The organism is Rhodoluna sp., assembly GCF_036721215.1.
Classification (GTDB): Bacteria; Actinomycetota; Actinomycetes; order Actinomycetales; family Microbacteriaceae; genus Rhodoluna.
Window position 1 is genome coordinate 203205 of the sequence record NZ_DAIMLM010000002.1, and the last position, 20586, is coordinate 223790.

Sequence of the window (20586 nt, forward strand, 5' to 3'; positions counted from 1 at the left end):
AGAATTGGGGATTCAACTGATCCACATGTAGGCGGTGCTATTGTCAACCAATTCAGGAACAATTTGTTCCCTGGTTGAAATCCAGCCCAACCCCACTCTTGGGGAGGTTCTAGACCAGCTTGTTCCTCCAAGAGAGTTTACCAAGGCCCGCTTCGATAACTATCTTCCAAATTCGAGCTTCCCATCTCAGGCACTGGCTCTTGGCTCAGCCAGGGCTTTCGTAAAGCCAGGGGTTATAAAGTCACTGTTCTCGAAGGGGAAAGCCCCTACCTACTCGGGCATTTACCTTGATGGCGGTTTCGGTGTTGGTAAGACTCATTTGCTTGCAGCAATCTGGCATGAGTTCACCGGGAAGAAAGCCTTTGGAAGCTTCCTTGCCTACACCAGCCTCATTGGATTACTAGGTTTCGCAGATGCACTAAAGCACCTGAGCCAGTATCAATTAATTTGCATTGATGAGTTTGAGCTTGATGACCCAGGCGACACTATGTTGATGTCCAGGTTGCTTTCAGAACTAGGGGCCAAAGGAATTAGATTTGCCGCCACCTCTAACACCCCGCCAAATGCACTGGGGGAGGGAAGATTTGCGGCAAGGGATTTTGCTAGGGAAATATCTGCCATGGCCGACAGATTCCAAATTGTGAGCGTTGATGGCGATGATTATCGCCATCGGCCAATCGATGGCCACACCGCTGCCTTGTCTGATTCAGAGATGGAGAAACTGGCCACAGACTCACTTGCCACGGGTAAAAACGTATCTCGTGACGACTTTTCCAAATTGCTTCAGCACCTAGCTAAGGTTCATCCTTCAAAGTTTCTAAAGCTAATCGAGTCAATCGACGTTTTGATTTTGACTTCCGCCCACAAGCTAACGGACCAGTCCGCTGCGCTTAGATTCGTTTCATTCGTAGACAGGCTTTATGAGTCAAGGATTGCGATTGCTTCAACCGGCATTGGTTTAACAGAAGTGTTCTCTGATGAGCACATTGCCGGCGGTTACCGAAAAAAGTACCTTAGGGCTATTTCGCGGATCGGGTCTTTGACCGAGCTGGCTTAGCTTTCTTTTTCTTTTTCGATAGGTGCCATCTGCCTCGAAACCACAAGGCCGCTCCACCCAGCGACATTGCAACAAACGAGCCAAGCAAAACACCAAGAGTTGCCTGAGCATAGAGCTCTCGATCATCAATGAATGCCAGATGCGCAATCAGAAGTGAAACCGTGAACCCAATTCCAGCCAAAAGACCTAGCGGGATGAAATCAAGCACTGTTAATGGAAGACGATCTTTTGGTGCTAGAAGCCTGTTTGCGATAACCGCAGCTATAGAAATTCCAACGACTTTACCAACGGCAAGACCAAAGAAGATTCCAAAGAAAACCGGTTGCGAATCGCCAGCCATTGTCGGCATTACAACAGCAACTGCCGTGAATGCAAAGATTGGAAGAATGAAGAAATTAGTTGCTGGTTGAACCTTGTTCATTACAGTGTGTGCTCTGACAGCGGGAATCAAGATTCCTAAGATCACACCGGCAACTGTTGCGTGAACGCCGCTTTGATAGATCGTGTACCAAAGGACTGATCCAAAGATCGCCCTTACAAGCCACTTGTTTGCAAACTTTGAAGTCTCTGCAAACCTAAAAGCAGTAGCAACCACTGCGCTAGCTACCAGCCAGGCTGGTTCCAGCTTTGTGGTGTAGAAAACCGCAATGATGCTAATCGCAATGAGGTCATCAAAAATTGCCAACGCTAGAAGAAAAATGCGCGCTGCGGGAGGCATGCCTCTTCCAAAAATCGCGAGAACTCCAAGGGCAAATGCGATGTCAGTCGCGGCCGGGATGGGCCACCCGATGATCCCATCGGTGCCCCAGTTTAGATAAGCGTAGATCGCCGAAGGAACGATGACTCCCGCCGAGGCCGCAATAACGGGAACCATGGCTTTCTTGGGAGAGGACAGGGCTCCACTTTTAAGCTCGTACTTGAGCTCCAACCCCGCGGCGAAGAAGAACACAGCCAGAAAAAGGTCAGAAATGATGTGCCCGACGGTGATCTTGATGCCGATTGGTTCCAGATTTAGCGTGGCGGCGATTAGGTCAAGAAGCGGCCCGCCGAAAGGGGAGTTTGCTAAAACTAGCCCAAGCATCGCTGCTGTCATCATGATCATGGCAGCGTTGCGTTCGGATTTCATAGCTCAAAAATACCGTATTTACGAAACAAGATGTTCATCCGAGATTGAAGTTCGAAACATTCTGGAAATCCAATATGCAACTATTTGAAACCTTATGCCTCCATCATCTAGCTAATAGTTTGCACTCACGCTCTTTCGAGAAAGGCTCCCAGTGGATCAAGGAAATACCGCATTCGTTCTGTTCTCAGCTGCATTAGTTCTATTAATGACTCCAGGACTTGCTTTCTTCTATGGCGGGCTCGTGAAGGCAAAATCAGTGGTGAGCATGATCATGCTCTCTTTCGGCTCACTTGCTCTGATATCCGTTTTATGGGTGCTCTATGGTTACGCGATTACCTTTGCAGATGTTGGGGACACTGGCTGGATAGGTATTCCACACATCATAGGAATCGACACCAGCTCGCTTGGACTCAGTGCTCAAGTTGCAGAATCAGCCAACCCGGTTGGCGCTTTTCCGGAACTTGCATTCGTTAGCTTCCAGGCAACGTTTGCAATCATTACAGTCGCCCTGATTTCGGGTGCGATTGCCGACCGAGCAAAGTTTGGAGCTTGGATGGTGTTCGCGGGTCTTTGGGCAACATTGGTCTATTTCCCAGTTGCTGGCTGGGTATTTAACTTCTCTCCTGAAGATGACGGGGGCTGGATTGTAGACAAGCTGGGCGCGATTGATTTTGCTGGCGGAACTGCTGTTCACATAAACGCCGGTGCTGCAGCTTTGGCGCTAGCCATTGTTTTGGGAAAGCGCTTTGGTTTTTCTAGGGGGATAACGCAGCCTCACAACGTTCCGCTGACCCTGATTGGCGCCTCACTGCTTTGGTTTGGTTGGTTTGGCTTTAATGCCGGATCGCAGTTGGCAGCAGACGGTATTGCGTCACTAGTTGTTATCAACACCATTGCCGCCCCAGCAGCGGCGATGCTCGGCTGGATTTCAATCGAGAAAATTCGTCACGGTAAAGGAACATCGATTGGAGCCGCCTCTGGTGCGATTGCCGGCTTGGTTGCAATCACCCCGGCCTGTGCTTCGATTGATCCGGTTTGGGCAATAGTGCTGGGCTTGGTTGCTGGATCGCTTTGCGCTCTGGCAGTTGATTTGAAGTTTAGATTCGGCTTCGATGATTCGCTTGACGTTGTGGGAATCCATTTAGTCGGAGGTGTCATTGGAACACTGTTTATTGGTTTGGTTGGCGTTGATGTTGGATTGTTCTTTGGATTCGGCTTTGATCAACTGATTGCTCAAACAATAGGTGCAGCCGCAGTCTTTGGCTACAGTTTCGTGATGGCCCTCGCCATTGGATTCGCAATCGAGAAAACGATGGGCTTCCGGGTCCAAGCCGATGCAGAGCTAGCCGGAATAGACACTTCAGTCCATGGTGAAGAGGCTTATTCGTTTGGAAGCGACCGCCAGAACTAGCTAGTTGATGCGTGCCCTTTAGAGTCAAGGCTCGCATCGGGGCTACTGGCAGCTAGCTTAGATTTGGGTTAGAGTAGCCAAGCAACCTAGGTTGCACGCGGATGTGGCTCAGTGGTAGAGCATCACCTTGCCAAGGTGAGGGTCGCGAGTTCGAATCTCGTCATCCGCTCGCAGTGGCCATGAGCTACGCATCGGTGGAGTGGCCGAGAGGCTAGGCAGCGGCCTGCAAAGCCGTCTACACGGGTTCGAATCCCGTCTTCACCTCGAATTACCCGGGCGATTGGCGCAGTGGTAGCGCGCTTCCCTGACACGGAAGAGGTCACTGGTTCGAACCCAGTATCGCCCACGAGAATGTATCGAGGTTTCAAAGAAGGAAAGTAAGTGCCAACAACTAGGCAGTACGACTTGATCCTCGTGGGTGGCGGAATCATGAGCGCCACTTTGGCCGTGTTACTTCGTCAGGCAAATCCAGATCTAGAAATGATTGTTTTGGAGCGCCTAGACAAAGTCTCCATGGAATCATCAAACGCTTGGAACAACGCAGGCACGGGACACGCAGCACTTTGCGAACTCAACTACATGCCAGATGACCCAAGTGGTAATCTTCCATCTGCAGAAAAAGCAATATCCATAAACCAGCAATTCCAGGAGTCCAGGGAATTCTGGTCAAGCTTGGTTAAAGATGGTGTCCTTGGTGAGCCAGAAACATTCATTCATTCAGTTCCGCACATGACATTTGTTCAGGGCGCTAAGGACGTTAGCTACCTCGAGCGTCGATTCAAAGCCCTAAAAGACCAACCTCTGTTTGCCGGAATTGAGTTCTCCAAAGACTTTGAAAAGATTGCTAAGTGGGCACCAATCATGATCGAGGGCCGTCCGTCATCTGAAATTGCCGCGACCAGAATCGAGCAAGGTACAGATGTCGACTACGGTGCGCTGACCGAGCAACTTTTTGCCTGGCTGAAAACCAAAGATGTCGAAGTGCTAACCAGTCACGAAGTTCGCTCACTTTATCGCAACAACGGTTTGTGGCAAGTTGCAGGGAAAAACACTGACTCCAAATTTGAATTCAGCTCGCCGCGGGTGTTTGTAGGTGCCGGGGGATGGGCTCTGAAGCTTTTGCAGAAAGCAAAGATCAAAGAGATCAATGGCTATGGAACATTTCCAGTCAGTGGACACTTCTTTAAGACCGAAAATCCTAAACTGGTTGCAAGGCATCAGGCAAAGGTCTATTCACAAGCAGCGGTTGGCGCGCCACCCATGTCTGTTCCTCACCTTGACACCAGAGTTATTGACGGTAAGACCTCTTTACTATTTGGACCCTTTGCTGGTTTGAACCTGAAGTTCCTCAAAAACGGCTCATGGCTTGATCTTCCAGCCTCAATTCGTTTTGGAAACATAGTTTCTTACCTGTCCGTGGCTCTAAAGAACTTTCCTTTGGTTATCTACTTGGTCAAAGAGATTTTCAAATCCTCAAAACAAAAGCTTGAAAGCCTTAGAGAGTTTGTTCCAAACGCGAAGGCGGAAGATTGGCAGCTTTACGAAGCTGGACAAAGAGCCCAAGTTATAAAGCCAGTGAACGGGCTAGGGGTGCTTCAGTTTGGAACCGAGGTCATTAGCTCGGGCGATGGATCGATTGCTGGTTTACTTGGAGCCTCACCTGGTGCGTCGGTTGCGACTCGGGTGATGCTTGATGTTGCGACAAGAATGTTCCCGGAATCTCAGAACGCCTGGATGAAGGGTATTGCAAACTCGGTGCCAAGCTACGGTTTGAAGCTAAATGATGACCCATCAAAAGCTCGTGAATCATTGAGCGCGACGGCAAAGACTCTAAAGCTGAAGGCCTAGGCCACCGCAACGCCAAGGAGCATTCCCACTCCATAAGCTGCTGCCATCGTCACTAACGAAACAGCCACATTCCGAAGTACTGGGCGAAGCGGCTTGGCTCCTCCGATAATTGCGGCAACATATCCTGTGATTGCAAGCGAGATTACCACTGAAACTATCGTTGCTGCTTCGCGATACTCGGTCCAGGGTCCAGTGATGGCAACGATCGGTAGTACGGAACCAAGTGCGAACGAGATGAATGACGCAACAGCGGCTGACATCGGAGAGACGTGCTCGTCTTTTGCAAACTTTCGCGGGCTTCCCTCGTGCTTTATTCTTGAGGCAATCTCGCTGTCTCGTTGTGCGCTGACTGACGCGTATTCGCCTCCTGCCATGGAGATTGATCCCGCTACCAGTGCTGCAACACCGGCAATCAAAATCGCACCATTATCGGTTGTTGCTCCAGCCACACCCATCACGAGGCCCGCCGTAGATACGATTCCATCATTCGCTCCAAGAACCGCAGCTCGCAGCCAATTGAGCTTCTTTGCAAGTTCGAGCGTGATTACGTGAGGCTGAGAGGTTTCCATTTTGCTTCTTCCAAGGCTTATCTAGACTCGCAATGTTACCAAGACCAATGCTCCTAGCTGGTTAGGATTGACCATAGTCAAAGGCCAGATTGGAAGATTCACTTGGAACAACAGATATCCATCGCTGTGGATGGCGTAAAGCAGCAGGTAAAGCCTGGCACCACAGGCTTTGAGCTGTTTGCCGATAAGGCCGTTGTTGCGATGCGCGTTTCTGGTGATCTAAGGGATCTGGCGCACATCGTTTCAGAAGGCGACTTGGTTGAGGCCGTTACTATTTCTTCCCCAGACGGACTGAGCATTCTTAGACACTCAACCGCTCATGTGCTGGCGCAAGCCGTTCAAAGCATCAACCCCAAGGCCAAATTGGGAATTGGCCCACCTATTGTTGATGGCTTCTACTATGACTTTGATGTTGCCGAGGCTTTTACCCCGGAAGATCTAAAAGGTATCGAAAAAGAGATGGAGCGAATTATTCGCTCGGGTCAGCGCATTGTTCGAAAGGTTGTAAGCGAGGAGGAGGCCCGCACGCAATTGTCCGATGAGCCTTACAAACTTGAACTGGTTTCACTCAAAGGCTCTAGTGATCTATCTGAAGGTGCTGCGGAAGTGGGAGCAGGGGAGCTAACGATTTATCACAACACCGATTCAAAATCGGGTGAAACTATTTGGAAGGATCTATGCCGCGGTCCTCACTTGCCAAACACTCGCATGATTGGCAATGGCTTTAGCCTCACTAGGCTAGCCGCGGCTTATTGGCGAGGCAATGAAAAGAACAAGCAGCTACAAAGAATTTACGGAACCGCTTGGGCCTCTAAGGACGAACTAAAAGCTCATTTGGAGCGAATGGAAGAAGCTGCCAAAAGAGATCATCGACGTTTGGGTCAAGAGCTAGATCTTTTCTCTTTCCCTGAGGAAATCGGATCAGGCTTGGCGGTTTTCCATCCCAAAGGTGGAACTATACGTCGCGTGATGGAGGATTACTCGAGACAGCGTCACGAGCAAGCCGGATATGACTTTGTTTATTCGCCTCACATTACTAAATCCAACCTCTTCGAAACTTCTGGTCACTTGGCTTGGTATTCAGAAGGCATGTTCCCCCCAATGAAGCTTGATGAAGAGCTCGATGACAATGGAGTTATTCGCAAGCAAGGCCAGGACTATTACCTGAAGCCGATGAACTGCCCTTTCCACATTCTGATTTACAAATCCCAGGCTCGCTCCTACCGAGATCTTCCGCTTCGAATGTTCGAATTTGGCTCGGTTTACAGATATGAAAAATCAGGCGTTGTTCATGGTCTAACCAGAGTGCGCGGCATGACTCAAGACGACGCTCACCTGTTCGTGACCTTAGAGGACATGGAATCAGAGCTAACGTCGGTATTGAATTTTGTGCTGGATCTACTTCGCGACTACGGGCTTACCGATTTCTATCTTGAGTTATCTACTCGTGATCCAGACAATGACAAGTTTGTCGGCGATGATCAGCTCTGGGAAAAAGCAACGTCCACTTTGGCCAAGGTTGCCACTGATTCAGGTTTGGAGCTCGTTCCAGATCCAGGAGGAGCCGCTTTTTATGGTCCAAAGATTTCTGTTCAGGCCCGCGATGCAATCGGCAGAACCTGGCAGATGTCAACAATTCAGTTGGACTTTAACTTGCCCGATCGATTCGAGATCGAATACACCGCTAGTGACGGTCTAAAAAAGAGACCGGTAATGATTCACCGAGCCCTTTTTGGGTCGATCGAGAGATTCTTTGCTGTGCTTACCGAGCACTATGCCGGACACTTCCCACCATGGCTAGCTCCGGTCCAGGTGATGGGAATTCCGGTCGCCGATGAATTTGCCCCATATCTTTCTTACGTTATAGGAAAACTTAAATCTCACGGGGTTAGAGCAGAGATTGACCTAGGCGATGATCGGATGCAGAAGAAGATTCGCAATCACACCAAGGACAAGATCCCGTTCCAGTTAATCGCGGGTGCGGAGGATCAGCAGTCAAACTCCGTTAGCTTCCGTTACCGATCAGGTGAACAGGTGAACGGGGTAGCCGTCGATAAAGCTGTTGCTCTGATTCTTGAAGCTATTGAGTCTAAGAAGCAGGTTTAGTTGACCGGACCGGAGTTTCTTCCAGGAGTACCAGATAACTATCAAAGGCTTTGGACTCCGCATCGCTTGGTTTACATCCAAAATGGACAGCAACCCAAGAAAGACGAGTGTCCTTTTTGCCTAGCACCAAAAGGTTCTGACGAGGATGGACTCATTGTTTTCAGAGGAGATACCTGCTTCGTTCTTATGAATTTGTTTCCCTATAACTCGGGTCACATGCTTGTGTGTACCTATCGCCACGTTGCTTCTTATGAGGACACAACTCTTGAGGAAGCTGCAGAGATGGCTGCTCTTAGTAAGCGTGGAATGCAAGTTCTTCGGAAAGTCTCCAGGGCTCAGGGCTTCAATTTGGGCATGAACCAGGGCGAGCTTGCCGGGGCGGGGATAGCCGAACACTTGCACCAGCACATCGTTCCACGTTGGAGTAATGACTCCAACTTCTTCCCAATAATCGCTCAAACCAAGGCGATACCAAGGCTGCTGGGTGAAGTACGAGCCGAGATCCAAAAGGCCTGGCTGGATAACTAAATGGCCATTTTGGCGGGTTAGAATATCTAAATGAACCCTTCAAAAAATGAATCAACACCCCTAGTTAAGCGCGGCCTAGCAGAAATGCTAAAAGGTGGCGTGATCATGGATGTTGTTAATGCTGAACAGGCAAAAATTGCCGAAGATGCTGGTGCTGTAGCAGTCATGGCTCTGGAGCGCGTTCCAGCCGACATTCGCGCCCAGGGTGGTGTCGCAAGAATGAGCGACCCAGATCTTATTGAGCAGATTATTGCAACTGTTTCAATCCCAGTTATGGCTAAAGCACGAATCGGTCATTTTGTTGAAGCCCAGGTTCTGGAGTCCTTGAAAGTTGACTACATCGATGAGTCCGAGGTGCTTTCCCCAGCGGACTATGTAAACCACATCGACAAGTGGAAATTTGATATTCCGTTTGTCTGTGGCGCAACCAACTTGGGAGAAGCCCTCAGAAGAATTACCGAAGGTGCCGCAATGATTCGTTCGAAGGGCGAGGCAGGTACCGGAGACGTGTCGGAAGCAACCAAGCACATCAGAACTATCCTTGGCGAGATTAACGTTCTTGCTTCAAAGACAGAGGATGAGCTTTACGTTGCAGCCAAGGAGCTTCAGGCCCCTTACGACTTAGTTAGGGAAGTAGCAAGAACCAAGAAGCTCCCTGTGGTTTTGTTTGTTGCCGGTGGTGTTGCCACTCCAGCCGACGCTGCCATGATGATGCAACTTGGTGCTGACGGAGTGTTCGTTGGTTCGGGAGTTTTCAAATCGGGCGAACCTGCTAAGCGTGCCGCTGCAATAGTTAAGGCTGTTGCCGCATTCAATGACCCTGCAGTGATAGCAGAAGCTTCAAGAGGTCTCGGCGAAGCAATGGTTGGTATAAACGTGAAAGACCTTCCCGCACCTCATCGACTTTCGGAGCGCGGTTGGTAATTGCGTATCGGAGTACTAGCTCTTCAAGGTGACGTTAGAGAGCACATTGAAACGCTCACCAAACTAGCTTGTGAAACAGTAGAGGTTCGCAAGAGCGCAGACCTCGAGAATCTGTCGGGCTTGATTCTTCCAGGTGGAGAATCTACAACAATTTCGAAACTGATGGACATTTTCTCGCTGCGGGAGCCAGTTCTCGAATTTGTGCAATCAGGCAAAGCAATTTTCGGAACTTGCGCAGGCATGATCACATTGGCAAACGAAGTTTTGGATAGCGCTTCTGGTCAGCAAAGTTTGGGGTTGATGAACATTTCTGTTCGCAGAAATGCGTTTGGGTCACAGCTTGATTCATTTGAGGAAGTCATCGACTTTGATGGGACTAATCTGAATGTCGCTTTCATCAGGGCTCCAATCGTTGAGAGAGTGGGGGAGGCCGTCCAGGTCCTCTCGAAACTTAGCGACGGGAGAGTGGTTGCCGTGAGGCAACAAAACATGTTGGCAACATCGTTTCACCCCGAGATAACCGGTGAAACCTTTGTCCACGAGTACTTTTTGAAGATGGCAAGTTCACCCCAATAGTTCTGTTTTAGAATTCATAGCGAAAGTATTCAAGGAGCAAAATGTCAGGTCATTCCAAGTGGGCCACCACCAAGCACAAAAAAGCGATCATCGACTCTCGTCGCGCCAAACTTTTTGCCAAGCTGATCAAAAACATTGAAGTCGCTACTCGAATCGGTGGCCCCGACCTAGACGGAAACCCAACGCTGTATGACGCTGTTCAAAAAGGGCGCAAGAGTTCGCTACCTAACGACAACATCGAGCGTGCTATCAAGCGAGGATCTGGTCAGGATGCGGATTCAGTTGAGTATCAGACCATTTTCTACGAAGGATATGGTCCAAATGGAATTGCGATTTTAATCGAGTGTTTGACCGACAATAAGAATCGCGCCGCAGCTGATGTTCGATTAGCTATCAGCAGGAACGGCGGAACCATGGCTGACCCTGGAAGCGTGTCATATCTGTTTAGCCGTAAGGGTGTAATCACCATCGAGCGCTCGGATTCAGTGAGCGAAGATCAGATCCTCGAGGCCGGTTTGGAGCACGGTCTCGAAGACATAGAAACCAGAGAGTCAAGTTTTGTTCTAACAACCGATCCTTCGGCAATGGTTTCAGTTCGTTCAGCATTACAGAACGCTGGTCTGGATTATGAAAGCGCTGACGTTGAGTTCGTTCCCGCTGCTTCAATTCAAGTAGACGTTGATACTGCGCGCACAGTTATCAAATTGATTGACGCACTAGAAGACTCCGATGAAGTGCAAAGCGTTTATTCAAACTTCGACATGTCCCCAGAAGTGCTAGCGGAGCTAGAAGCCTAAGCGTGACCAGAATCCTGGGAGTTGACCCCGGCCTTACTCGCTGCGGTGTTGGTGTGATTGATCTTGGCAAGTCTCGTAAGACCACATTGGTTTACGTGGGAGTGATTCAGTCGCTGAAAACCGCCGAGCTCGACACAAGAATTGGTGCGATTGGAACCGAGCTCGAGACTTTGATTTCCAAGTTCAAGCCCGATGTGATTGCAATTGAACGAGTCTTTTCGCAACAAAATCTGTCATCGGTGATGGGGACTGCCCAAGTCGCCGGGGTGGCGATCTTCTTGGCTCACAAGTACAAGATTCCAATGGCTATGCATACTCCGACTGAGGTCAAAGCTGCGGTCACTGGGTCTGGTCGTGCGGGAAAAGTGCAAGTGGGTGCGATGGTTGCGAAGCTTCTCGGTCTCGATGAGGTCCCCAAGCCAGCAGACGCCGCGGATGCTCTAGCTATCGCCATCTGTCAGGGCTACAGAGGATCCAATAGCTCCGCTAGCTACACCAAGGCACAACAGAAGTGGCACTCCGCAGTGAAATCAGCAAGAGGCAAATCCAATCGCTAGTTAGGCTAAGTTCGTGATTGCCTCAGTGTCAGGAAAAGTGTTAGCAAGCACGCTTGGCGCGGTCACCCTAGAAGTTGGCGGTGTCGGGCTGCTCGTGCACACCACCAATCGAATCGCATCAACAATGACTATCGGCCAGAACGCGACTCTCCACACGGTGCTTGTGGTCCGCGAAGATTCACTCACTCTCTATGGATTTCTGGACGCTATGGAGCTTGAGACTTTCGATCTTCTTAGATCCGTAAACGGCGTCGGTCCGAAATTAGCACTTTCTATTCTGACTTCACTGTCCGTAGCGGAGATCGCCGACGCGGTTGCCAGCGAATCCGATGCGGTTTTCAGGTCAGTATCCGGGGTGGGAGTAAAGACTGCGAAGTTAATAACCCTCTCATTGGCTGGAAAGATTTCTGGTGGCTCTAGCACGCTTATCACTGGAACAGCTAGAGCAAGCGTGGAAGCACTTATAGGACTTGGCTATAGCGAGAAAGAAGCGACAATCACGGTCCGCAAGGTTTCCAGTCCGAACATGTCGGACCAAGATATATTGAAGCTTGCACTTCAGCATCTTGCGAAGGCGGGCTCTAAGTGAACGACATCTTGAGCCCAGCTCTTTCAGAAAGTGATTTGGCATTTGAGTCTGCATTAAGGCCAACAACTCTTGCGGAGTTTGTTGGCCAAGACAATGTCTCGAAGCAACTGGGTCTACTTCTAAAAGCAGCGTCTTTACAAAATCGCGCACCAGATCACATCTTGCTTGCTGGCCCTCCAGGCCTAGGTAAAACCACGCTGGCCATGATTGTCGCTTCTGAAATTGGATCGGGTTTTCGCATCACAAGCGGCCCTACCATCCAGCACGCGGGGGACCTTGCGGCAATTCTCTCCTCGCTTTCCGCTGGCGAGGTTTTGTTCATTGATGAGATTCATAGAATGGCCAGACCTGCAGAGGAATTGCTATATCTGGCGATGGAAGATTTTCGGGTAGACGTGATGGTTGGAAAAGGTGTTGGTGCATCTTCTATTTCTCTCGATTTGGAACCATTTACTCTGGTTGGTGCAACGACTAGGTCTGGGATGTTGCCGAATCCACTGCGTGACCGTTTTGGCTACACCGCCAACCTTGAGTTTTACGGCAACGAGGATTTAGCTACCGTGCTGGTTCGCGCAGCTAAGCAGTTAGCGCTTGCAGCAGAGACTGAGGCTATCGAGTTAATTGCGTCTCGATCCAGAGGCACCCCAAGAGTAGCCAACCGGCTTCTTCGCAGGGTTCGCGATTTTGCATTGGTTGATGGCGCCGGTGTAATTACGGCCGATGTGGCGACAAAGGCACTTGAGCTTTACGAAGTAGATTCTCTCGGTTTGGATCGATTGGACAAGCAGATACTTGAGGCGTTGATCGTAAAGTTCCAAGGCAAGCCTGTTGGGCTATCCACTCTTGCTGTGGCGATTGGGGAAGAGCCTGACACTATCGAATCGGTTGTTGAACCCTACCTCCTTCGAGAAGGCCTGATTCAAAGGACCAGCAAGGGTCGCCAAGCGACCTCTTTGGCCTATCGGCACCTGGGTGCCAGTGAATCGAGTTAGCTGGCCTACTGAGGGTTAAGTTATAATTAGGGACGCGCAAAAGCGCGTTTTTTGACGTTAGGCCCTCATGTCGGACACCTTATTTTTCTTCCTTGCCCTGACTTTCTTGGGCGTTTGGATCTTTATCTCTGGACGTAACCGTAAGAAAGCTGCTGAAAAGCTTCGCTCCGAAGTGGTGAAGGGTGCGGCAGTGATGCTAACCAGTGGCATTTTCGGAAAGATTTTGAGCGTCAAAGAAGATCGAGTCGAACTCGAAACCGCTCCGGGCCAGAAGCTGACTGTTGCAATCGGGGCAGTAAGCAGGATAGAGCAAGCGCCGAAGGCCGCAGCTGCTTCCAAGTCTTCTAGTTCAACTGCAAAAAAGCCAAAGGCCCCTAAAGCCGATTCTGGAAAGTAATAGGGGAGTAAAGAGTTGGCAGCTAGCAGCACCGTAAAGTCGGCACGCAAATCCCTGATTTGGTTACTAGTAATCATTTTCGGACTCGCTGGACTTATCGGCTTCGGTTCAACTACCGATGAGAACGCTAGCTTCACCCCTAAGTTGGCCCTTGATCTTCAGGGCGGAACTCAGATTATTCTTTCTCCGCTCTTGCTTGATGGCCAAGCTGTTACGACCGAACAATTGGATCAAGCTGTTTCTATTATTCGCCAGCGTGTTGACGCCAGTGGTGTTAGCGAATCTCAGGTGACCACACAGGGTGACACAAACATCATCGTTTCCATCCCAGGTATCCCTGACGAGAACACTCTTGCCCTAATCAAGGCATCCGCAAAATTGGAGTTTCGACCTGTTCTGGTTACTAGTGCCGGCACACCAACTGCCGCGGTTGATGGTTCGGAGACTCCTGACCCAGACGCAACAGAGACTCCTGCCCCAGATGAAACACCAGCAGCAGAAGCACCATCCGCTGTGCCAACTGACGGCAGTGATTTGAATTGGATCACACCAGAAATCCAAAAAGAATTTGATGATCTAGATTGTGCATCTGTGTTTAGAGAGCCTGGCCAGATCGATGATCCAACTGTTCCTTTGGTTACCTGTGACGTTAACGGATTCTCGAAGTTCATTCTTGGTCCTGTTGAAGTCGATGGAGCAAACATCTCGGACGCATCAAATGGAACGGTCACATCATCTACTGGTGCTTCGACTAACACCTGGGCTGTGAACCTTGAGTTCGATGAAGTCGGCACCGTGGGTTTCTCGACAGTGACTCAGAGATTGTTCCCACTTGAGCAACCGAGGAACCAATTCGCAATCACCCTTGATGGATTTGTGATCACTGCGCCTACCACCCAAGCTGTTATTACAAACGGCTCAGCTCAGATCACGGGTAGCTTCGATCGCGATTCTTCTAAAGTTCTTGCTGATCAGCTGAAATACGGATCTCTACCAATTGGCTTCGAGGTTCAGAGCCAGGAGAACATATCCGCGACTCTAGGCCAAGATCAGTTAGTCAGTGGGGTTATTGCCGGTGTTATTGGTTTAGTCCTCGTAGTCATCTACTCCGCTTTCCAATACCGTGGCCTGGCAATCGTGACGATCGGTTCACTTATTGTTTTTGGAATTCTTGTTTACCTAGTGATTGCTTTCTTGTCCTGGAGGCAAGGCTATCGATTATCCATGGCTGGTGTAGCAGGGCTTATTGTTTCGCTTGGTGTCACGGTTGATTCGTTCATTGTTTACTTTGAGCGTATTCGAGATGAAATTCGTGAAGGAAGAAATATTGAGGTCGCTGTTGAAAACGCATGGAAGCGTTCAATAAGAACTATCCTTGCATCGGATGCGGTGAGCTTTCTAGCGGCTGCAACTCTTTTCCTCTTAACTGTTGGAAACGTGAGAGGCTTTGCTTTCACGCTTGGCCTTACAACAATCATCGACCTATTTGTGGTGACCATGTTTACCTATCCACTCATGAAGCTTATGGCTCGAACAAAGTTCTTCAGTTCAGGTCATCCTTGGTCGGGTTTTGATTCCAAAGCTTTGAAGGCCGCGGGTTATGTTGGACGTGGTCAATTCAGAATGGACCCTACTTTGAATCAAGGTAAAATCCTTCGAGTTTCAAATGAGGCCATGAAGAGACAAACAATTGCAGAACGTAAGGCGCAAGCCGCGATTGAAGAAGCCAACAATTCAGGGGGTAAGGGTGTCTAAATTCCGTGAACTTGGAAACGATCTCTACAGTGGCCGTGTTTCTTTCAACATCGTAGGTCGTCGAAAATTGTGGTACACGATAGCTGCGCTGATGGTTGTAATCTCAATCGTTGCTCCGATTGCCCGTGGTGGCTTCAACTTCGGAATTGAGTTTCGAGGAGGTAGCGAGTTTCGAATTGATGGAGTTAGCTCTAGTTCCCAGCAGGTAGCTAGAGACGCTGTTCAATCAGTGGAACCCACTAGTCAACCTGTGGTCACCACAGTTGGAGAGGATTCGATAAGGGTTCAAACTGAGCAGCTCGACGACGTCACCACTGAAGAGATTCGAATCGCTCTAGCTAGTGCTTATGGGTTGAGTTCGGGTTCCGTAACTTCCTCGTTTATCGGCGCAAACTGGGGTGCTGATGTTACATCAAAAGCCCTCACTGGATTGATTGTGTTCCTTCTCTTGGTTTCACTTTTTATGGCACTTTACTTCAGAACCGTTAAAATGTCAGTGGCTGCACTAATAGCCCTGGCGCACGATGTTGTAATCACAATTGGAATCTATGGCCTAGTGGGTTTTGAGGTGACCCCAGCAGCTGTAATTGGATTCCTTACAATTCTCGGATATTCCCTCTATGACACTGTCGTGGTTTTTGACAAGGTGCGCGAAAACACATTGGATGTCGAGTTCTCCGAGACAAAAACTTTCGCTTCTCAGGTGAACTTGGCTGTAAATCAAACCTTGGTTCGATCCATTAACACCTCAGTGGTCGCAGTTCTTCCAATCGGATCGATTTTGCTTATAGGTGCAATCCTGCTCGGGGTTGGAACCCTGCGGGACATTGCTCTCTCGCTTTTCATCGGAATGATTGTTGGCACGTACTCTTCAATCTTTATAGCTTCTCCGGTATATGTTCACCTGCGAGAGAACGAACCTAGATTCAAAACAAAAAAATAGAGCTATTCCCTTCGCAAGAGTAGGCTTGAGCCTGGAAGGGCAAGAGCATGACTGATTTAGACTCCAGTTCAATCAGGTCGCGTCTGCCGCGCATTTTCTCCAAGCAGCCCTCTTATACCCAAGAGCTCCAGCAGGTAATAAAGTCCCTCAAAACCAATCACCCCAAGGCCGATGTTGGCTTGGTGGAGAAGGCATTCGTCGCCGCTGAGAAAGCGCATTCGGAGCAGCTTAGAAAATCGGGTGAACCGTACATTTCTCACCCAGTTGCGGTGGCCCAGATTCTTGCCGATCTTGGAATTGGCGCAACCACCATTGCCGCGGCATTACTTCATGACACCGTAGAAGACACTCCCTATTCTCTGGAAAAACTAAGGGGCGATTTCGGCGATGAGGTAGCCATGCTAGTTGACGGAGTCACAAAACTGGACAAGATCAAGTTTGGAGATAGCGCCCAAGCAGAGACAGTTCGCAAGATGGTTGTTGCAATGTCCAAGGACATTAGGGTTTTGGTGATCAAACTTGCCGATAGATTACACAACGCTAGAACTTGGAAGTTCGTACCCGAAGAGTCTGCTAAGCGTAAAGCGCAGGAAACCCTCGAAATTTACGCTCCTTTGGCTCACCGTTTAGGTATTAGCACGGTCAAGCTCGAATTAGAAGATTTATCCTTTGAGATTTTGTACCCGAAGGTTTATGAGGAGATAGTAAACCTCGTCACCCAACGGACTCCTATGCGCGAGCAGTACTTGGAAGAAGTGATTGGTGCAATCGAGGCAGATCTGAAGGCTGAAAAGGTCAAAGGCAAGGTTGCCGGAAGACCTAAGCAGTACTACAGCATTTACCAAAAGATGGTGGTTCGAGGTCGTGAATTCGATGAGATTTACGATCTGGTTGGCATTCGCGTTTTAGTTCAATCAGTTAGAGATTGCTACGCAGTGCTCGGTGCTATTCACGCCAGGTGGAATCCAGTTCCAGGACGTTTCAAGGACTACATTGCAATGCCCAAGTTTAATCTTTATCAGTCACTTCATACGACAGTCATCGGTCCCGAGGGACGGGCCGTTGAGATTCAAATAAGAACCGCTGAGATGGATCAGCGTGCACAGTACGGAGTTGCCGCGCACTGGATGTATAAAGAGCAGGCTGGAAAGTCGCAAGCTACAACACAGGACGATTTGGTTTGGCTCAAGCACCTATCCGACTGGCAGGCCGAAACTCAAGATCCGGGGGAGTTCCTAGACGCGCTCAGGTTTGAAATCGGAGCCAAAGAGGTCTATGTCTTTACGCCAAAGGGTAAAGTCATCGGTTTGCCCTCCGGAGCAACAGCAGTTGACTTTGCGTACGCCGTGCATACCGAAGTCGGGGATAGGACTATCGGTGCGAAGGTGAATGGTCGAATCAGCCCTTTAGATAGCACTCTAAATTCTGGTGACGTAGTTGAGGTGCTGACTTCTAAGTCATTAGATGCATCGCCGTCAAAGGACTGGCTGAACTTTGTCGCCTCACCACGAGCCCGCGCAAAGATCAAACATCACTTTTCTCAGGAACGGCGCGAGGATGCAATTGAGCTAGGCAAGGAAAATCTCACCAAGGCTATGCGCAAGCTTGGACTTCCATTGCAGCAGCTAATGTCTTCGGACTCGCTCGCCAAGCTTGTCGGCGACCTAGGTTTACAGGACGTAAGTGCTTTGTATGCCGCTCTTGGCGAAGGTCAGCTATCTGCTCAATCGATTATCGATCGCCTCACGGTCAGCTCTAGTTCCGAACAAGAAAGCGATACAGAATTCGAGTTGCCAGTTGCAACCAAATCCCCGCGAAGGATAAATGAGGGCGACTCCGGTGTCTTGGTCAAGGGCGATGGCGATGTGATGGTCAAGCTTGCTCGATGCTGCACGCCGGTTCCAGGTGACAAGATTATGGGATTTGTCACCCGTGGTAGTGGAGTTTCAGTTCATCGGGATGATTGCAAAAACGCAACGGCTCTAAAGCTTGAGACAGAGCGACTGGTTGACGTTTCTTGGGCACCATCTTCAAAGCGAATGTTCTTAGTCCAAATCCAAGTTGAAGCACTTGATCGCTCTGGACTACTAAGTGATGTCACAAGGGTTCTAAGTGAGCACCATGTCAACATTTTGTCTGCTTCGGTATCAACCAGAACAGACCGGGTAGCGCTCAGTAGATTTGTGTTTGAGATGGGTGACCCCGCTGCGTTGGATCATTTGCTTGCCGCTGTCAAGCGAATTGAAGCGGTTTACGACGTGTATCGAGTCTCGCAGTAGTTAGTTCTGGTTTTGCTTGACTACTGTCAGCCAGCTTCTTCTTGCCTCTAGTGCGTCTTTAGCTTCTTGAATCTTGGAGCTATTGCCTGCTAGTTCGGCGGTTTGCAATTCCTTCTCTAGTTTCGCAATCGACTGCTCCAGCTGAGAAAGAACCCCGCTAGTTCGCTCAATTGCAGCAGGATCGGATTTACGCCAATTTTCTTGTTCCGCGTCCTTAATTTTCTTTTCAACCGCACGCATGCGGTCATCGGTCTCGCGAATCTTGTCCTTTGGTACCTTCCCGGCTTGCTCATAGCGAGTTTGAATCAGGAGCAGCTGCTTCTTAGCCTCTGCCAGGTTTGCTACTGGGTCAAGCTTCTCCGCTTCGGCAATAAGTAGCAGTTTGGCTTCATAGTTCGCCTTGAATTCAACCGATTCTTTAGCGATAACCTCCTTGCGAACCGCATAGATACTGTCTCCGGCTGCTTTGAACCTGTCCCAGAGTTGATCATCCTGTGTTCCTTGAGAACGGCCCGCTAGCTTCCACTGATCCAAAAGTTTGCGATAATCGGCCGCTGAGTCAGCACCTTTGGCAACCAGTGCTTCGGCTTGCGCGACGAGAGCTATCTTTTTGGCTCGAACAGTCTTGCTTTCGGCAGATAGAGCAGAGAAGAATGCGCGCTTGTTGGATTCAAACTTGGTTCTAGCCTGCGAGAAGCTCTTCCAGATCGGCTCCGAGTCCTTGCGCGAGATTTTTGGCGCGTTCTTTTGGGATTGCTGCCACTTCTCGAACAAATCGTTCATCTGTGCAGAAGCGGCTTTCCACTGTGTCTTTTTCGGGTCCTTGTCGGCAAGCGCCTGAGCTTTAGCGGCAATGTCTCGTCTGTTCGCAAGTGTCTCAGCAGCAGCTTTCTCGGAAGCTTCACTCTTGTCTTTTTTCATCTGCTCGATGCTTGGAGTGATGCTAGCTACCCGTTCTCGCAGTTCCTGAATGTTTCCCACTGCGGCAGGTTCGGCTAGATCCGAGGATAGTTTCTGAGCGGCTTTAGAGATGCTGGCTGCGTCGGCTTTACTTTTAACACGCTGCTCGAGAATTCTTACATTGCCTTCTAGCTCGGCAAACTTTCGCTCGAAGTAAGCCAGGGCTTCCTCCATGGAGACACCTGGATACTGACCAACCTTGCGCTCCGAACCATTGTCGAAAACGTAGACGTTGTTATCTTCGTCTACTCGACCATGGCTGTTTACTGTTTGTGTCACCGGTTTGCTCCTGCGGGCTAGTGGTAAGTAATTATCTTAGTTCGATTGCGCCAAGCTTAGTTTCCAGGGCCGGGGGGCCATCGACTCCGCCTCCATCGACACCGGCATCAATAACTGACTGCAGATCTTCTAACCCGCTATTGACCTTGCCAAATACGGTGTATCCGCCTGCATCATCTGAAGATATAGTCGAGTCCTCGTAAACAATGAAGAATTGACTTCCCATGCTGGTAGCGGCTGCTTCTGCACCCAAAACCGAGGAACCAACTCGGGCCATCGCAAGTGTTCCCTTTACATACAAGTTATCTGCTGGAGCATTCTCAATTGGACCAAAAGTGTAACCAGGACCACCATCTGGGGTAGTGCTCGATTGTCCGCACTGCAGCACGAAAATGCCACCGGTAGTAAGCCGATGGCAAGTTATCCCGCTAAAAAAATCCTTACCCGCAAGATCAATAAAGCTCGCAACAGCCTGCGGTGCTAATGCACCGTCGAGTTCAATTTCTAGGTTTGCACCACCAACTTGCATTGTGCCTGTCCAGGTTCTTCCCTCAGCAATCGAAACATCAGGAATCGGAGCCGATGGTTCGGTAGGAGTTACCTCCGGAATTATTGCTTCTGGCTCAGGTTTGAGCGCGGTGTAAGTCAGTTGGGAACCCACTGCTAGAGCGATGGCTAGCACTGAAACAACAACGGCAAGACGGTTATCCTTTTTTCTTCGAATAGCTTTACTGGCCTCAAGTTCTTGCTTGGCAGCAAATCTTGCAAGTCGTTCTCGGTCCGAAGATTTTCCGATTGGCGTTTTTGTCAAGGCTGTTCAACTTCCTGTTTGGGTTCATTAGAGAGTTTACAAAGCTTTTCAAGGGCTTTCTAATAGCCTTGTGCTTATGAGC

At 49.5% G+C, this 20586-nt stretch carries 19 protein-coding genes and 3 tRNA genes; 18 read left to right on the top strand and 4 right to left on the bottom strand.

Features of this window, described 5'->3' with window-relative positions:
• Nucleotides 1-34: 34 nt before the first annotated feature.
• Nucleotides 35-1057, top strand: a complete 1023-nt coding sequence (zapE, locus tag AC9UCN_RS04280; protein WP_509524092.1) for a cell division protein ZapE — start codon at nucleotides 35-37, stop codon at nucleotides 1055-1057.
• Here zapE and nhaA read toward each other — a convergent pair.
• Nucleotides 1020-2183 carry a Na+/H+ antiporter NhaA gene (gene nhaA, locus AC9UCN_RS04285; RefSeq protein WP_509524094.1) on the bottom strand — a complete coding sequence of 388 codons (1164 nt, stop codon included), beginning with the start codon at nucleotides 2181-2183 and terminating at the stop codon, nucleotides 1020-1022. The genes zapE and nhaA overlap by 38 nt on opposite strands.
• A 151-nt stretch (nucleotides 2184-2334) precedes the next feature.
• Here nhaA and AC9UCN_RS04290 point away from each other — a divergent pair, with 151 nt between their 5' ends.
• The 5 genes from AC9UCN_RS04290 (at nucleotide 2335) to mqo (ending at nucleotide 5442) form a co-directional block, all read left to right on the top strand.
• The gene (locus tag AC9UCN_RS04290; protein WP_509524096.1) at nucleotides 2335-3594 is read left to right on the top strand and encodes an ammonium transporter; all 1260 of its coding nucleotides are present in this window, start codon (nucleotides 2335-2337) and stop codon (nucleotides 3592-3594) included.
• A 97-nt stretch (nucleotides 3595-3691) separates the two neighbouring features.
• Nucleotides 3692-3763: transfer RNA gene (locus AC9UCN_RS04295), tRNA-Gly, on the top strand.
• Between the two features lie 24 nt (nucleotides 3764-3787).
• Nucleotides 3788-3858, top strand: a tRNA-Cys gene (locus AC9UCN_RS04300).
• 10 nt (nucleotides 3859-3868) lie between these two features.
• Nucleotides 3869-3940, top strand: a tRNA-Val gene (locus AC9UCN_RS04305).
• A gap of 35 nt (nucleotides 3941-3975) precedes the next feature.
• Complete coding sequence (gene mqo, locus AC9UCN_RS04310) at nucleotides 3976-5442, top strand: malate dehydrogenase (quinone) (RefSeq protein WP_509524098.1); 1467 nt, start codon at nucleotides 3976-3978, stop codon at nucleotides 5440-5442.
• Here mqo and AC9UCN_RS04315 read toward each other — a convergent pair.
• Nucleotides 5439-6011: a VIT1/CCC1 transporter family protein gene (locus AC9UCN_RS04315; RefSeq protein ID WP_509524100.1), complete on the bottom strand. Its 573-nt coding sequence runs from the start codon at nucleotides 6009-6011 to the stop codon at nucleotides 5439-5441. The two genes, mqo and AC9UCN_RS04315, sit on opposite strands and share 4 nt — an antisense overlap.
• 201 nt (nucleotides 6012-6212) lie before the next feature.
• Between AC9UCN_RS04315 and thrS the strand changes: the two genes are divergently transcribed.
• The 12 genes from thrS to AC9UCN_RS04375 all read left to right on the top strand — a co-directional run bounded on the left by thrS (nucleotide 6213) and on the right by AC9UCN_RS04375 (nucleotide 18454).
• Nucleotides 6213-8117: a threonine--tRNA ligase gene (gene thrS / locus AC9UCN_RS04320; RefSeq protein WP_509524549.1), complete on the top strand. Its 1905-nt coding sequence runs from the start codon at nucleotides 6213-6215 to the stop codon at nucleotides 8115-8117.
• On the top strand, nucleotides 8118-8645 hold the full coding sequence (locus tag AC9UCN_RS04325) for an HIT family protein (RefSeq protein ID WP_509524103.1): 528 nt from the start codon (nucleotides 8118-8120) through the stop codon (nucleotides 8643-8645).
• A gap of 30 nt (nucleotides 8646-8675) precedes the next feature.
• Nucleotides 8676-9569, top strand: a complete 894-nt coding sequence (pdxS, locus tag AC9UCN_RS04330; protein WP_509524105.1) for a pyridoxal 5'-phosphate synthase lyase subunit PdxS — start codon at nucleotides 8676-8678, stop codon at nucleotides 9567-9569.
• On the top strand, nucleotides 9570-10145 hold the full coding sequence (gene pdxT / locus AC9UCN_RS04335) for a pyridoxal 5'-phosphate synthase glutaminase subunit PdxT (protein WP_509524108.1): 576 nt from the start codon (nucleotides 9570-9572) through the stop codon (nucleotides 10143-10145). It abuts the gene before it with no gap.
• 41 nt (nucleotides 10146-10186) lie between these two features.
• Nucleotides 10187-10942 (top strand): YebC/PmpR family DNA-binding transcriptional regulator, encoded by a 756-nt coding sequence (locus AC9UCN_RS04340; protein ID WP_509524110.1) that lies wholly within the window; start codon nucleotides 10187-10189, stop codon nucleotides 10940-10942.
• Nucleotides 10943-10944: 2 nt separating this feature from the next.
• Nucleotides 10945-11499 (top strand): crossover junction endodeoxyribonuclease RuvC, encoded by a 555-nt coding sequence (ruvC, locus tag AC9UCN_RS04345; protein ID WP_509524112.1) that lies wholly within the window; start codon nucleotides 10945-10947, stop codon nucleotides 11497-11499.
• A 13-nt stretch (nucleotides 11500-11512) separates the two neighbouring features.
• On the top strand, nucleotides 11513-12088 hold the full coding sequence (ruvA, locus tag AC9UCN_RS04350; protein ID WP_509524115.1) for a Holliday junction branch migration protein RuvA: 576 nt from the start codon (nucleotides 11513-11515) through the stop codon (nucleotides 12086-12088).
• Nucleotides 12085-13080 (top strand): Holliday junction branch migration DNA helicase RuvB, encoded by a 996-nt coding sequence (gene ruvB / locus AC9UCN_RS04355; RefSeq protein WP_509524117.1) that lies wholly within the window; start codon nucleotides 12085-12087, stop codon nucleotides 13078-13080. The genes ruvA and ruvB overlap by 4 nt, the downstream gene beginning before the upstream one ends.
• A gap of 67 nt (nucleotides 13081-13147) precedes the next feature.
• Nucleotides 13148-13477 (top strand): preprotein translocase subunit YajC, encoded by a 330-nt coding sequence (yajC, locus tag AC9UCN_RS04360; protein ID WP_509524119.1) that lies wholly within the window; start codon nucleotides 13148-13150, stop codon nucleotides 13475-13477.
• Between the two features lie 15 nt (nucleotides 13478-13492).
• Nucleotides 13493-15232, top strand: coding sequence for a protein translocase subunit SecD (secD, locus tag AC9UCN_RS04365; protein WP_509524122.1), 1740 nt, complete (start codon nucleotides 13493-13495; stop codon nucleotides 15230-15232).
• Nucleotides 15225-16175 carry a protein translocase subunit SecF gene (gene secF, locus AC9UCN_RS04370; protein ID WP_509524125.1) on the top strand — a complete coding sequence of 317 codons (951 nt, stop codon included), beginning with the start codon at nucleotides 15225-15227 and terminating at the stop codon, nucleotides 16173-16175. The genes secD and secF overlap by 8 nt, the downstream gene beginning before the upstream one ends.
• A 47-nt stretch (nucleotides 16176-16222) precedes the next feature.
• The gene (locus AC9UCN_RS04375; protein ID WP_509524127.1) at nucleotides 16223-18454 is read left to right on the top strand and encodes a RelA/SpoT family protein; all 2232 of its coding nucleotides are present in this window, start codon (nucleotides 16223-16225) and stop codon (nucleotides 18452-18454) included.
• Here the strand turns inward: AC9UCN_RS04375 and AC9UCN_RS04380 are convergent, their stop codons facing one another.
• A complete protein-coding gene (locus AC9UCN_RS04380; protein WP_509524129.1) occupies nucleotides 18455-19693 on the bottom strand; it encodes a DUF349 domain-containing protein in 1239 nt (412 codons plus the stop codon).
• 31 nt (nucleotides 19694-19724) lie between these two features.
• Nucleotides 19725-20504 (bottom strand): peptidylprolyl isomerase, encoded by a 780-nt coding sequence (locus AC9UCN_RS04385; protein WP_509524132.1) that lies wholly within the window; start codon nucleotides 20502-20504, stop codon nucleotides 19725-19727.
• Nucleotides 20505-20586: the final 82 nt, after the last annotated feature.